This window comes from Gammaproteobacteria bacterium (assembly GCA_032250735.1).
Classification (GTDB): Bacteria; Pseudomonadota; Gammaproteobacteria; order SZUA-152; family SZUA-152; genus SZUA-152.
Genome location: JAVVEP010000043.1, coordinates 1 through 13,842 on the forward strand (window position 1 = coordinate 1; position 13,842 = coordinate 13,842).

At 59.6% G+C, this 13,842-nt stretch carries 15 protein-coding genes; 11 read left to right on the forward strand and 4 right to left on the reverse strand.

Going from position 1 to position 13,842, the window contains the following annotated elements; translation table 11 throughout:
* From RRB22_14995 to RRB22_15005, 3 genes are all read left to right on the forward strand, one after another.
* A partial coding sequence (locus RRB22_14995) for a JAB domain-containing protein (GenBank protein MDT8385713.1) occupies nucleotides 1-122 on the forward strand: 122 nt, incomplete at its 5' end.
* A gap of 96 nt (nucleotides 123-218) precedes the next feature.
* Complete coding sequence (locus RRB22_15000) at nucleotides 219-647, forward strand: DUF6573 family protein (GenBank protein MDT8385714.1); 429 nt, start codon at nucleotides 219-221, stop codon at nucleotides 645-647.
* Between the two features lie 124 nt (nucleotides 648-771).
* Nucleotides 772-1,440: a hypothetical protein gene (locus RRB22_15005; GenBank protein ID MDT8385715.1), complete on the forward strand. Its 669-nt coding sequence runs from the start codon at nucleotides 772-774 to the stop codon at nucleotides 1,438-1,440.
* Between the two features lie 132 nt (nucleotides 1,441-1,572).
* Here the strand turns inward: RRB22_15005 and RRB22_15010 are convergent, their stop codons facing one another.
* From RRB22_15010 to RRB22_15025, 4 genes are all read right to left on the reverse strand, one after another.
* Nucleotides 1,573-1,857 (reverse strand): hypothetical protein, encoded by a 285-nt coding sequence (locus RRB22_15010; GenBank protein ID MDT8385716.1) that lies wholly within the window; start codon nucleotides 1,855-1,857, stop codon nucleotides 1,573-1,575.
* Complete coding sequence (locus RRB22_15015) at nucleotides 1,857-2,828, reverse strand: type II toxin-antitoxin system HipA family toxin (protein MDT8385717.1); 972 nt, start codon at nucleotides 2,826-2,828, stop codon at nucleotides 1,857-1,859. Before RRB22_15015 ends, RRB22_15010 begins: the two co-directional genes overlap by 1 nt.
* The gene (locus tag RRB22_15020; protein ID MDT8385718.1) at nucleotides 2,825-3,109 is read right to left on the reverse strand and encodes a helix-turn-helix transcriptional regulator; all 285 of its coding nucleotides are present in this window, start codon (nucleotides 3,107-3,109) and stop codon (nucleotides 2,825-2,827) included. The genes RRB22_15015 and RRB22_15020 overlap by 4 nt, the downstream gene beginning before the upstream one ends.
* 346 nt (nucleotides 3,110-3,455) lie before the next feature.
* Nucleotides 3,456-3,599 (reverse strand): hypothetical protein, encoded by a 144-nt coding sequence (locus RRB22_15025; protein ID MDT8385719.1) that lies wholly within the window; start codon nucleotides 3,597-3,599, stop codon nucleotides 3,456-3,458.
* Nucleotides 3,600-4,619: 1,020 nt separating this feature from the next.
* Here RRB22_15025 and RRB22_15030 point away from each other — a divergent pair.
* The 8 genes from RRB22_15030 to RRB22_15065 all read left to right on the forward strand — a co-directional run bounded on the left by RRB22_15030 (nucleotide 4,620) and on the right by RRB22_15065 (nucleotide 13,620).
* On the forward strand, nucleotides 4,620-5,921 hold the full coding sequence (locus RRB22_15030) for a TolC family protein (GenBank protein ID MDT8385720.1): 1,302 nt from the start codon (nucleotides 4,620-4,622) through the stop codon (nucleotides 5,919-5,921).
* Nucleotides 5,914-7,014: an efflux RND transporter periplasmic adaptor subunit gene (locus tag RRB22_15035; protein ID MDT8385721.1), complete on the forward strand. Its 1,101-nt coding sequence runs from the start codon at nucleotides 5,914-5,916 to the stop codon at nucleotides 7,012-7,014. The genes RRB22_15030 and RRB22_15035 overlap by 8 nt, the downstream gene beginning before the upstream one ends.
* A gap of 3 nt (nucleotides 7,015-7,017) precedes the next feature.
* On the forward strand, nucleotides 7,018-10,110 hold the full coding sequence (locus tag RRB22_15040) for a CusA/CzcA family heavy metal efflux RND transporter (GenBank protein ID MDT8385722.1): 3,093 nt from the start codon (nucleotides 7,018-7,020) through the stop codon (nucleotides 10,108-10,110).
* Nucleotides 10,107-10,415, forward strand: coding sequence for a DUF3240 family protein (locus tag RRB22_15045; protein ID MDT8385723.1), 309 nt, complete (start codon nucleotides 10,107-10,109; stop codon nucleotides 10,413-10,415). The genes RRB22_15040 and RRB22_15045 overlap by 4 nt, the downstream gene beginning before the upstream one ends.
* Nucleotides 10,416-10,447: 32 nt before the next feature.
* The gene (locus RRB22_15050; GenBank protein MDT8385724.1) at nucleotides 10,448-10,906 is read left to right on the forward strand and encodes a hypothetical protein; all 459 of its coding nucleotides are present in this window, start codon (nucleotides 10,448-10,450) and stop codon (nucleotides 10,904-10,906) included.
* A 20-nt stretch (nucleotides 10,907-10,926) separates the two neighbouring features.
* The gene (locus RRB22_15055) at nucleotides 10,927-12,105 is read left to right on the forward strand and encodes a HupE/UreJ family protein (GenBank protein MDT8385725.1); all 1,179 of its coding nucleotides are present in this window, start codon (nucleotides 10,927-10,929) and stop codon (nucleotides 12,103-12,105) included.
* Between the two features lie 13 nt (nucleotides 12,106-12,118).
* Nucleotides 12,119-12,463 (forward strand): DUF6488 family protein, encoded by a 345-nt coding sequence (locus RRB22_15060; protein MDT8385726.1) that lies wholly within the window; start codon nucleotides 12,119-12,121, stop codon nucleotides 12,461-12,463.
* 98 nt (nucleotides 12,464-12,561) lie between these two features.
* Nucleotides 12,562-13,620, forward strand: a complete 1,059-nt coding sequence (locus RRB22_15065; GenBank protein MDT8385727.1) for a DMT family transporter — start codon at nucleotides 12,562-12,564, stop codon at nucleotides 13,618-13,620.
* Nucleotides 13,621-13,842 lie beyond the last annotated feature (222 nt).

A 13,842-nucleotide genomic window follows, 5' to 3' on the forward strand; every position in this document is an offset into this window, starting at 1 on the left:
CGGACGAGATGATCACCCGCCGGCTGAAAGAGGCACTCGCACTGGTTGACGTGCGCGTACTCGACCACTTCGTGGTGTCTGGCGGTGAAAGCGTGTCATTCGCTGAACGTGGTTTGCTCTGACATCCATTTCTTTTCACAAACCCTGCCGGGAAAGCATTCTCTTTCCCGGCAGGGAAGGAGTGCGACCCGGTGTTACTTCCACAAAGGAGAAACACTATGTCCAACTCTTCAAATGAACAAACAGCCGATTCGTTTTTCGGCAATGTCATATCCACGTATACCCGCGCCCAGGCCATTGAGGATGGGGTTTTGATCGATGCGGGTGACATGGCAAAGGAAGCCGGTTTTAAATGGCCGGTAGCCCTGACGTCCGATGTCTGGGCCGATTGTGTGGCCTGGTCGGAAGGCGACAGTGAAGGGCAGGTACCTCAGGATCAGTCCGGCCGGTTATGGGACGTGCTCTTCATGGCGTCCCATGCCACCCGAACCGCCTCAGGTTCCGGTGACCGGCTGCTATTCCAACTCTACCGGGTGCGCCGCGATGGGTATTCGATGGAAGCGGAATTGACCACGCTGAAGCTGATCGTCGGGCCGGGTGATCAGGGCGAGCCCGTGATCACCATCCTGTTGCCCAACGAGGACTGAAAAGCGTTTCAGTACCCTCGTTTCACTTCATCAAGTCCATGACTTGATCACAACCACACCCATCGGGGAGGCCTTCTCCCTGGTGGGTGATGGTCTCTCCAATTGAAGAACCAAGAGGAGAACCATGATGAGATATATCATTCAATACGCGTTGCCCTACGAACACCGGGTCATGGTCGGCATCGATGCCGAAAGCCGTGATGCCGCCATCGCCAAGGCCGGTGAGCTGTTCGATCAGGGCGATATCTGGCAGGACTCGGCAGAAGTCCCGCTGCTCTACGATGACTTCGAGGAAAAGGGTGACGCCGGTATTCCGCTGGAGTTTACCGTAGAGAGTGAAGTGACCGGGGACTGGCCGGATCCCGATGCCAGCGTCAAAGCGATTCGCCGCCGGGATGCGGCTTTTCAGGCCGCACAGTTGCTCGTGGAAGCTTACCGCCACGGCGAAGAGCGCGGCGGCAGTGTCGACTGGGATGAGCTGGATCAGGCCTATCAGGTCGCGCTTGAAGCATCCGGAGCAGCAGGGGGCAAGGCTTGCCGCAGTCCTCGGAAGGCGTGTGAACGCCTGGTCGTCGTCATCGAGGGCGGATTGGTGCAGGCGGTCGTAGCTGATTGGCCCGATATCGCACCCGCCGTGGCCGTGGTCGACTATGACACCGAAGGCTTTGAGCCCGAGGACCTACGTCATATTACGCAATCGGATGGCAGCAAGGTCAAAGCGCTGGTTGTCGAGCATTGTGTGGAGGCTGCCGCCATAGATCTCGATGAGGTGTTCCAGGAAGCCGAGTCGTAATCAACGACAACGCCCCGCCTCGCGCGGGGCGTATCCTGTCTGGGGTAGGGCGTCACTTCGCGTGACGTCCATCTCCAAATTTCCTGCTACGTAAACGAGCGTTTGTCGCGTCCCCTGATCGCCGTGATCCCGCTACCGTTTCTCGCTACGCCGGCACTGTGTGGTGACCACCTTTTCGATGCGTTGCAGCGCCGGATAGGCGCCGTAGTGTGCCTCGAAGGCTTCCCGTACCGACCGGAGCCTTACCTGCAGAGCGGCCGCAGTTTCACGTACCAGGTTACTTAGGAATTGCGGTCGCACGTCGCACGCCTTGGCAAGCGCCTCCCAGTGATTTGGCGTGATCACACTGGGATTGCGTTCGCCGCCGACGTCGAAGGCGAGATGGTAATCGATGCGTTTGATGGCACGCGTGCACACTAGGTCATAGAAAACGGTGCCAGGCGCGTCGCATCATCGGGCAGATGCAACAGGGAGAGATTCTTGGCGTGGCCGTCCGAGTTGCCCGCCAGCACGTTGAAAATCTGCCAGCGCAGCAGGTGTTGCACGTCGATGGCCGGATCGCTGGAGGCCTCCTGCACCAGACGGTAGCACTGCGCGAAGGACGGCCCGCCGTGTTCCTGGTATTTCTTCTCGTGCCCGTAACCCAGGGCCTGACAAAAATCCTCTTGATGCAGCCGCTGTACTTGGCCGTGGTCATCCCATACGCGGTCATAGCGGACGATCTGCGCATAGCGGATCTGCCCGACAGCGTGCAAGGCGATGTCCACGACCGGCAAGCCTATGGCCGCGGCCAGTTGTGTGGTGAAGGTCTCGTAGGCGGGTAGATGACGGTAGTCGGTCAGCTCGAACTTGAGGATGTGGCTGGACGGCGCCTCGCCCTGCGGCAGAAAATACTGATCGTCGCGCACCAGCACCGGGCACTTGTCCTGGGCGCCGGCGAGCGATAGCCGCGGGCGCACGTCCGCCGGCCAGGCCGCATAGATCTGCCCGCGCCGCGCCGCCAGGTCGGCCAAGTCCTTTTCTGTCAGCAGGCTGTACTGCCGCTGCCCCGACGGCTGCTGTTCCAGGGATAGAATCGACAGTGCGCCGGCGCACTCGCCACCGATGGCACGGAGCAGGTCGAAATCGGTATTCGGTAGTTTGAGGTCGCGGACGATGTGCTCGCGCACGGCCCCTTCGGGCAGCAGGTTGGCGAACCAGCGCTGGGCGGTGCCTTCTTCCGGGGCGAATTCCCGGACCGCCAGTGGCAGGGAACGGGAGACGGCGAAACCGCCGCCCGCGATCCAGTCGGGATCGTAGCGAAACCCGATAGCCCCGGCCGGATTGCGCCAAAGCTGACCAACCCGGCGCTGCTCGTGCCAGAGATTGAGGGTATCGGGATCGCTCACGTGGCCTCCTTGCCGGTTTTGCTGGGATGGCCAGCCTGCACCGATCGCCCGCGCGGCTGGATGATGACCTCTAACCCCAGGGTACGCAGCGCCTTCAGGATCTTGCCGATCTCGGCCGTCTCCTTGCCCCGCTCGAACTCCGACAGAAAGCGCGTGCTCAAGTTGCCGAGCCCGGAGACCGTCTCCAGCGTCAGGCGCCGCTGTTTGCGATGGGCGCGTGCCAGGCGGCCGAGTTCCTCGGCGGTCTGGACCGTTCCGTAAGCGATGTCATCCTGCGGCATAGCTGCGCCCTCATAAAAGATACCGTACGGTAAAAAATAGCAGCTTGATCGGCTGACCGCAAGAAAAATATACCGTACGTGAGAAATGTAGGTGCTTCGCCTTCCAATGGCTGCGATATATCACGTACGGTAAAAAAAGAATGAGCTACACAGGATGCGCGACAGGGGGTGGTTACACTGTAACCACCCCCTGTGCAGTCCCCTTCGTTGCCGATCCACCGCCGGATGTATCAGAGTTCAGGCTGTCCACAGAGTCCACAGGCCTTGCCCGCCACGGCGTAGCGAGCCTCTCACTCGCGCAGCCAAGGGCGGGGCCGCGGTCAGCGGCGCCTGTGGACCCCTGTGGTCAGGCCGTTCTGTTCTGAAAGCCTGTGCGAATCACAAGTTCCAAGCGGCATGTCAGGCGCCGCTGTTTGCGATAGGCGCGCGCCAGGCGGCCGAGTTCCTCGGCGGTCTGGACCGTTCCATAAGTGATGTCTTCCTCTGTCATGGCCACGCCTCTAGAAAAATTACCGTACGGTAAAAAATAGTACCTTGATCGGCTTACGGCAATAAAAATATACCGTACGTGAGAAATAGAGATGCGCCGCCTGCCATTCTTGGCAATATATCACGTACGATAAAAAAACAGGGTGAGCTACACAGGATGCGCGACAGGGGGTTGTTACAGTTCCGGTGACCGGCTGCTGTTCCAACTCTATCGGGTACCCCGTGACAGGCGGTCGATGGAGGCGGAGTTGACGATGTTGAAGATGTTGAAGCAGATCGCCGGTCGGGGTGATCAGGGTGAGCCGTAATCACCATACAGCCCGACGAGGATTGAATCCGCCGGCACCTTACCGCAGGCCACTTGGGTGAAAGTGACACCCTATTATGTTTTTACCGAGATGCCGACACATAAGGGAATACATAAAAAATCAAAGGCCTCGGAGGCGAAATCGAGTGGTTGCCTTAGGTCGGAAAGGTAGATAGACTCCCAGCGCTATGTATCGATCGCAATTGACCACGTTCCAGAAAATCGTCTGGGTAGCCTACCTGGCTATCGCCCTGGTGTTCATCCAGGGTGTGCGATTGCACGTGCATACCTATAACCACGATCCGCTGACGTCTGACCATACACATCAACAGCAAGCCCACATCGACCACGGTTCCTTGGAACAAGAACATCCTGATGAAGTGGGGCAAATCGATCTGACTCAACAGGGGTTCTTGAAAAAACTGACCCTTGGATCGCTGGTCATAGCCTTTTTTACGGCAGTGATTCTGCTTCTGCCGAGACGCCTTCGTTCTCAGATATCGTGGCGTCCCTATCGCCATACACCCTTCCTTTCCTGGCCTTTTACTCTACGGCCACCCCTGCGCGCACCCCCGCTCTAAGCCTGACTTTTCAATAGCAGTTGCCTGTGGAGACCAAGTACTGGTCTTTGCTGAGCGATGCTGCACGGCTTTTTGTCTTTAAATACTTTTCCGCGTGTGTCGTATCAACGATGCCGCGCTTATGGAGTGGGTGATGTTCAATGTTTTTTACTTAAGGCGCCGAAAAAACAGGCGAGTAGCGGCGCTGTGGTTCCTGCTGTCGTGCATCGCGCCGATGTCGGCACTGGGACAATCGCAGAGCACATGGACGCTGGAAGACAGCATCCGGCGTGTGGTCGAGATTGCGCCGGAAACACGCGGTGCACAGGCGGCTGTGAGTGCACGCCAAGGCGCGCTGGAACAGGCAGGCGTATGGCCGAATCCACAGATCGAACTGCGTGCCGACGACAAGATTGGAAAGGATGAAGGCACCGGGGGCACCGATTTTACCCAGTTTGCGATCAACCAGCCGCTGCCGCTGAGCGGTCGTCTCGGACATCGGCAGGCCGTCGCCGGGGCGGCGCTGGATGCCGCCCGCGCCGAACGCCGCTATCAACAGGTGCGCCTGGAAACAGGGGTAGCGCAGCGCTACCACACCTTGCAGCTGGCAGCGGAGCGCTTGCGCCTGGCGGAACAGCGCCTGCAACTTGCTGGTGACCTGCAGCGCACGGGGCGCCGACGTGCTCAGGCCGGAGAACTCTCCGACTTGGAGAGTCTGCGTCTGGATTTGATCCGGGAGGCGGCGCAGCAAGGCTTGGACAAGGCGGAAGGTGCTTACAACGAAGCACTTAGCCGGTTCAGGGCCTACTTGGGCCTGGCCGACGAGACGACGCCGAGATTGGCGGCCCTTGAACCGTTCGGCCCCGTCCCCGCGTTGGATCAGTTGCAGGCGGATTTGCCAGGCCATCCGGCGTTGCTAGCTGCGAGATACCGCGTTGAGGCCGCGCGCTCGGGCGTGAACCTGGCGCGCGCCGAGCGCCTGCCCGATCCCAGCCTGCGCCTGTTTCGTGAAAGAGACTTCCTCAACGGTCGCCGCCAGGAGGTCACCGGCATTGGCATCGGTATCACCGTGCCGTTGTGGGATCGAAACAGCGGACGCATCGGCGAAGCCCGGGCACAAGTGATTGAAGTTCAATCGGAACTGCAGGCACTGGAACGGGATTTGAGTAGTCGTCTGCAGCAGAGCTATCTGCATTTGAATCATCTCGTACAACAGGGCGAGCACTACCGCACGCGGGTGTTTCAACCCGCGCAACGCGTATTCGATCTGACGCGCAAGGCGTATGCCAGCGGCGAGGTAGAGATCCTCTCGTTGATCGATGCCAATAATACCTATTTCGACGCCCGCGAACGCTATCTGGAATTACTGCAAGAGGCGTGGCTGGAGGCCGCGGAACTGCGCCTGGCCGCTGGTCGCGCCCTTGTCTCAACCGAACAGGATACTCACGATGAATAAGCCATTAGCCACTCTGTTTTTCATACTGATCCCGGCGCTGGCGTCGGCCGCTGAACTCGAACTGACCCAGGAACAATTGGCCAGCGCGCGGCTCACCACTGCCGCCGTGGCCACGCGCGAACTGAAGCCGCGCCTGAATCTGACCGCGACCCTCACCACCGACCGGCGCAAGAGCCATCGTGTCACGCCGGTCGTGGAAGGCATGGTGACCGAACTGCTGGCGGTGGAGAACGAGACGGTGCGCAAGGGGCAGGTACTGGCCCGCCTGCGCAGTAACAGCCTGGGCCAGGCACAGGCTGGTTATCTGGAGGCCTTGGCCCGCTTCGAACTGGCGCGCGCCGATCGCACCCGTATTGAAGGATTATGGAAGGACGGCATCGTCGCCGAAAGCCGCTGGCTCACGGTGGACAGTGAATTCAAGAGCGCACGCGCCACCCTGGATGCGCGGCGCCGCTTGTTATCGCTCGCCGGGTTGTCGGATCGGCAGATAGAGGCGCTGGCGAAAAAGCCCGACCGCCTGGCGGAATTCGAGTTGACCAGCCCCATCGATGGCATGGTCACCGGTGTCGAGATCGAATCGGGTCAACTGCTCGCCGCCGGGCAGGTCGCCTTTCATGTGGATGATCTTTCCAGCCTGTGGGCCGAGGTGCGGATCCCGGTGGCCAGCTTGCCTCAGATCAAGCTGGGCGCTGAGGTTACGATCCAGGTGGAGGCCAGTCCCGGGCGCGGATACCGCGGCCGCTTGCAGTCCCTGGCGGGTGAAGTGGACCGTCAAAGCCAGACCTTGGACGGCCGGATCGTAGTCGACAACCCCGACGGTGTGTTGCGGCCCGGCATGTACGCCGCCGTGACCCTGACCGGGGTCGCTACCCAGGGCTTGATGGTGCCCGCCAGCGCGGTGTTCCGGGTTGGTGAACAGGCCTACCTGTTCAAGGTTCTGGCTCCTGGGCGTTATGCACCGGTAGAGATCGAGATCGGCGCGGAGTCGGACGGTTGGATTGCAGTGCACCGCGGCATCGCGGTCGATGCCGAGATCGTCAGCGGCGGCGTGGCCGAGCTGAAATCCCACTGGCAGTACCAGGGAGGCGAGTAAATCATGATTGCTGCACTGATTCGTTTTTCCCTGATCCAGCGGCTGATGATACTGCTGCTGGCCGCTGCATTGACCGCCGGTGGAATCTGGGCGTTCCGCACCCTGCCCATCGACGCCTTCCCCGATATCGCCGCGCCCCAGGTGCAGGTGATCGTCAAGGCGCCGGGCCTGTCGCCCACCGAGGTGGAAAGCCGCATCACCTTTCTCATCGAGGCGGAGATGCAGGGCCTGCCGCGCCAGACCGTGCTGCGCTCCACCACCAAGTACGCGCTGAGTTCGATCATCATCGACTTCGAGGACGGCACGGACATCTACTGGGCGCGCCAGCAGGTGAGTGAGCGCCTCAACCAGGTGTGGGGCGAGCTGCCCGCCGGTGTGGAGGGCGGGCTGGGCCCCATCACCACACCGCTGGGCGAGGGCTACATGTACCGGGTCGAGGGTGAAGGCTACAGCAACCGGGAACTGCGCCGCATCCAGGACTGGGTGATCCGCCCGCGCCTGCGCACCGTCGAGGGCGTGGCGGAAGTCAACTCCCTCGGTGGTGAGGTCAAGGTGTTCGAGGTCGTGGCCAATCCTACGGCGCTGTTGGCGCACGGCCTGTCGATCGACGACCTGACAAACGCACTGGAAACCAACAACCGCAATGCCGGTGGCGATCGCATCAACCGTAATGACGAGGTGCTGTTGGTGCGCACGGTGGGACAACTACGGGATATGGAGGATATCCGCAGTGTCACTGTCGCCACCCGTAACGGTGTTCCGCTGCACGTCGGCGACCTGGCCGAGGTCCGCATCAACTCTCTGACCCGCTATGGCGCGGTCACCGCCGACGGCGAAGGCGAGGTGGTGACCGGCCTGGCCCTGTTGCGCAAGGGCGCCAACAGCCGCACCACTGTCGACGGTGTCAAACGCGAGTTCGAAGCGATCAAGGTGGCCCTGCCCGAAGGCGTGCGTATCGTGCCTTTCTATGACCGCACCGAGCTGGTGACCCAGGCGGTGTGGACGGTGGAAAAGGCACTGGGCGAGGCTGTGATCCTGGTGTTGCTGGTCTTGATCGTCATGCTCGGCAACCTGCGTGCCGCCCTGACCGTGGCGCTGATATTGCCGCTCTCGGTGCTGTTCACCTTTGTGATGATGCGCCTGTTCGGCGTGAGCGCCAACCTTATGTCGCTTGGGGGGTTGGCGATCGCCATCGGCATTCTGGTGGATGCCGCCGTGGTGGTGGTCGAGAACATCCATACCCAGCTCTGCCACGCCCCCAAGGGGGTCGGTCGCCTGCACCTGATCTACCGCGCGGCGCTGGAGGTGGCCACGCCGGTGATTTCCGCGGTGCTGATCATCATCGTGGTGTTCCTGCCCTTGTTCAGCCTGTCCGGGCTGGAGGGCAAGATGTTCACGCCGCTGGCGGTGACCATTGCCTTCGCCCTCATTGGCTCGTTGATATTATCGCTGACGGTCATCCCGGTGTTCGCCAGTCTGTTGATGCGTGGCGGCGCCGAGCAGGATAGCCGGGTGCTGAGGGTGCTGAAGCAGGGCTATCTGCCGGTCATGCGCTGGGCGCTGCATCACCGCAAGGCGGCTGTGGGTGGGGCCTTGGCGTTGCTGCTGGGCGCTGTCTCGCTGTTTCCACTGATAGGCAAGGAGTTCATGCCGGTGATGGACGAAGGCACTACCGTAATCATCATCGAAAAGCTGCCCAGCATCTCGCTGGAACGTTCCTTGGCACTCGATGAGCCCTATCAAAAGGCCATGATGGAATTGCCCGAGGTCATCGGTGTAGTGTCGCGCACCGGTGCCGATGAGCTGCGCATGGATCCCATGGGTCTATATCAAACCGACAACTTCCTCATCACCAAACCCCGCGACCAGTGGACGGTGAGCCTGGAGGAATTTCAGGAGCGACTGCGCGAGAAGCTCGATGGTTTTGTCGGCATCGACTATGCCTTTACCCAGCCCATTGACATGCGGGTCTCCGAAATGCTGACCGGCGTGCGGGCCGCGATGGCGATCAAGCTCTACGGTGACGATCTCGGTGTGCTGGAGGAGAAGTCCAGGCAGATTGAAACACTGGTCAATGCCGTACCCGGGGCCATGGATGTCTTTCGCGCCCCGCTGTCCGGTCAGACCTATCTGCAGATCGAGATCGATCCCCAGGCCATCGCCCGCTTCGGCATCAACATCGAGGACATCAATCGATTGGTGGAGATCGCTGTTGGCGGCCGCGTGGCCACCGAGGTGATCGAGGGCAATCAACGCATCGGCGTCTTGTTGCGCTATCCGGAAAAGGCTCGAACGTCTCCGGCTGACATTGGGGCGCTACGGGTGGAAACGCCTTCGGGAGACAAGATTCCCTTGAGTAGCCTGGCCGCGCTGCGCGAGGTGGATGGTCCGGTGGCGATCACCCGCGAGTCGGCCAAGCGCCAAGTGGTGGTGCAGGCCAACGTCGAAGGCCGCGATGTGGTGGGTTTCGTCGACGAAGTACGCGCTGCACTGGAACGTGAACTGCAACTGCCGCCGGGTTATTACGTCACCTACGGCGGCCAGTTCGAGAACCAGCAGCGCGCCGCCGCCCGCCTGGCACTGGTGGTACCGATCGCCATCGCGCTGATCTTCGTCATGCTGTTCACCACCTTTCGTTCCCTGCGCCAGGCCGGCCTGATCATACTCAACATACCCTTCGCCATGATCGGCGGCGTGGTCAGTCTGTACCTGTCCGGCCTCTATCTGTCGGTACCGGCATCGGTGGGGTTCATCACCCTGTTTGGTGTGGCGGTGCTCAACGGCGTGGTGATGGTGACCTACTTCAACCAATTGCGTGAAGCCGGCCGAACAGTGATCCAGGCGGTGCAGGAAGGCGCCGAACGCCGGCTCCGCCCGGTGCTCATGACCGCGTTGATCGCCAGCCTGGGTCTGGTGCCTTTGTTGGCGGCGACCGGTCCGGGCTCCGAACTGCAGCGCCCGCTGGCGGTGGTGGTGATCGGCGGGCTGTTCACGTCAACGCTGCTCACGCTGGTGCTGCTGCCCACCCTGTATGCCTGGCTAGAAGGACGGGCCGAGCAACGCCTGGCTCAACCTACAACGGAGGAACAAGTATGAAGATTCTCACCCTGATCGTTCACGCCAATACCCAGCAGGAATTGGCCGATCAACTACGGACCCTGAACCAGGTGTCCGGCTTTACCTTCAGCCATGTGGAAGGGCACGGGACACAGGTGGAAAGCGATCCGTTTCTCTCGGCGCGGGACAAAGTGGTCGGCTACACGCCGCGGGTGCGGGTGGATATCCTGCTCGATGACGCGGATGTCAGTGGCGTGCTGGCGGCGCTTCGCCAGGCGGAAAACAGCGTCACCGGCCAGGGCGTGTACTGGACCACGCCTGTGGAAGAAGGAGGGCACCTGTGACTGAAATAAATGAAACGAGAAGGAACGAGATTATGTTGCCCAAGGCCATGCTCAAATCTTTTGCTGTGCCGGTTATCCTGGCAGGAACCGTCGTTCTCTCTGGATGTGCTGCGAACACGAGTCTTGTGAAAGAAGAGGATGTGACGATAGAGCGTGTTGACTCGCATAGCGTGCGTATCAGCCGGGCCTACTTGCAGACTTCGGATGCGACAATGGTGCTGCGGGGCGAACTGCAGCGCCGGTTCCCAAGTCGCGGGCCCATCCCCGGCCATTTGCATATCGAACTTATTGCCCCTGACGGCACGCCATTTAAAGAGGCCGCCATTGGTTATAAGCGCATGAGCGTTAAATCCCGTATCGCGAAGTTCCAGCTCAAGATCCCCGCTATGCCGGCGAATGTAAAATCCGTGCGTGTCATTCATCATGACCTCAGATCGCATATGCCCGACCCGGCGAAATCTCCATGGCAAGACATAAATCAGACTCAATAAGTGAGGGAGAATTGTACAAGATGTTATCGAAATCCAAAATTTTTCCCCTGATAGCCGGGCTATTCGTGTTTACGCTGCTTTCGCAATATGCGTATGCACACGGCATGTCGGAGGCCGATAAGCTGGCCATTATCGAGGGGAGCAACCTTCGCTATATGTGGCTTGGCGCAACCCATATGTTGTCCGGTTACGATCACCTGGCGTTTGTGTTCGGGATCATCTTTTTCCTGACCAGCTTCCGCGATATCGCCAAATACGTCACCGCGTTTACACTTGGTCACAGCGTGACCCTGATCTACGCCACGTTCAACGCTATCCAGCTCAACTACTTCGCCATCGACGCCGTGATCGCTCTGAGCGTCTGCTACATTGCCTTCGCCAACATTGACGGCTTTCGAAAATACCTCGGTATCAATCCGCCCAACATGATGTTGATGATTATCGGGTTGGGCCTGATTCACGGTTTCGGTTTGTCCTCGCGCTTGCAGGAACTGCCGTTAAGCGAAGACGGCCTGTTACTGAATATCATTTCATTTAATGTCGGCATCGAACTGGGGCAAGTCAGCGCTTTGGCCCTGATGTTGCTGCTCATTGCCACCTGGCGGAAAAGCCATGCCTTCCGGTCTTTCAGTCTGGTCGCGAATTATGGTCTGATCGCGGCAGGTGGCCTGCTTTTCCTCATGCAGATGCACGGCTATGAGCACACCAGTAATGCGGAGGTATTAGCGGCAAGCGCGGCGCCAACTCAGAACGTCGCAAGTCACAATATCGTTGCCGAGGCTGGAAAAATCCAGGATCCCCAGCAAGTTCAATGGAAAGATTCAATCACCGTGACCATTCCGGCCAGGAGCGATAAGGAATACAAGCTTCATCTGGCGGAAGGCGCAACATTTGAGTATTCATGGCAAACCGACGGCGAACGTCTTTTCTTCGACTTCCACGGGGAACCGGCGGGTGATACCACGGGTTTCTTTCAAAGCTTTGAAAAGAGCACCGACAGCCAATCACGCGGCTCTTTGACCGCCTCTTTTGACGGGACGCATGGCTGGTACTGGAAGAACAGCAGCCGGTCGCCAGTTACTATCACACTGAAAACCAAAGGTGAATATCAACTTGGAGATTCAAAGAAGGAGATGGGACAAGTAAAACCAATTCAACACCCAGCTACAACCACACACGAAAGCATCGATTCACTATAGGAGAAAAAATAGTATGCGCATTCAAACAATTCTTTTCAGCCTGGTGTTAAGCCTTTTCTCGGTAGTAGCCATGGCCGGCGCGGGACATGATCACGGGCACGCCCATGATCCTGTCAGTCAAAACCGTGCAGAAGAGATCGCGGTAAAAAGCGTTTCCAGACTTGTCGAGAGTGACAAGCTCGATAAAAGCTGGAAGGCAACCGGCGTCATGAAGGCGGAGAAGAAGGACTTTGGTGGGAACATGGAATGGGTCATCACATTCAAAAATGAGAAGATAGAGGACCCTGCGAAACAAACACTCTACGTTTTTCTGACCTTGGGCGGCGAATATCTCGCGGCCAATTACACCGGAAATTGATACGTTAGTATTAGTCGAATGATGAACCCATATCAGACAAGGATAAGCATCTCTGACCGATGTGGGTTTTTCATGGCGCATGTCCCGGGTTGGCGAGCATGACAATCAATCGGGGCATCATAGCGGCGTTATTCTCGGCAATTCTTTTTGGGGTAAGCACGCCTCTGGCCAAGGTTCTGGTCGTCGAGGTGCCGCCGCTGGCATTGGCGGGTCTGCTCTACCTCGGCGCCGGCGTTGGCCTGCTGAGCTGGCGGTGGCTGAGGCGACGAACCAATGCCGGTATTGAGCCCCGGGAGGCTTCCATTGTGCGCGCCGACTGGGTCTGGATGGCTGGAGCCATTCTGGCGGGCGGTGTCATCGCACCTGTATTGTTGATGTTGGGACTCCAACGGATGGCAGGGTCTGCCGCAGCGCTCCTGCTCAACTTCGAGGGAGTGTTCACCGCGCTGCTGGCGTGGTTCGTGTTCCATGAGAATGTGGACAGGCGTATCGCCGCGGGTTTTTTCCTGATTGTGGTGGCAGGGGTTCTGCTTTCATGGGAAGGCGCGTCTGCGGCTGGTTTACCCCTCGGCAGCTTGGCCGTGATGGCGGCCTGCCTGGGTTGGGCCGTGGACAACAATCTCACGCAGCGCGTCTCCGGCAGCGACCCCGTCCAGGTCGCCGGCATCAAGGGATTGGTGGCGGGCTGTATCAACTTGACTCTTGCCGCGAGCACGGGCTGGGAACCCGCCCCGCTGCCGGTACTGCTTGCGGCGCTCGGCGTAGGCTTCCTGGGGTATGGCGTGAGTTTGAGCCTGTTTGTCTGGGCCCTGCGTCATCTCGGGACTGCCCGGACCGGGGCTTACTTCTCTGTCGCCCCGTTCTTTGGCGCAGCCACGGCGCTAGTCGTTCTTTCCGAGCGTCCCGGCAGCCTGTTCTGGGTGGCGGCGGTGATGATGGCGATCGGGGTATGGTTGCATATCACGGAGCGCCATGACCATCATCACCGCCACGAACGGCTGGTTCATAGTCATGCCCATCACCACGACGAACATCATCAACATGTGCACGATGCAGCATACGACGGCACCGAACCGCATACTCATCCCCACGAACATGCGCCGCTGCTGCATTCCCACCCGCATTATCCGGATCTGCATCACCGGCACCGCCACTGAGGGTGGCGAACGCCGGTCCAGCAAGGCGTGACACGAGGATAATCCCCCTCGGGATTTGGAGAGAAAAGGATGGTTACACTGTAACCACCCGCCTGTTCAGTACCCTTCGTTACCGATCCAACGCCTGATGTATCAGAGTTCGGGCTGTCCACAGAGTCCACAGGCCTTGCCCGCCACGGTGTAGCGAGCGTCTCACTCGCGCAGCCAAGGGCGGGGCCGCGG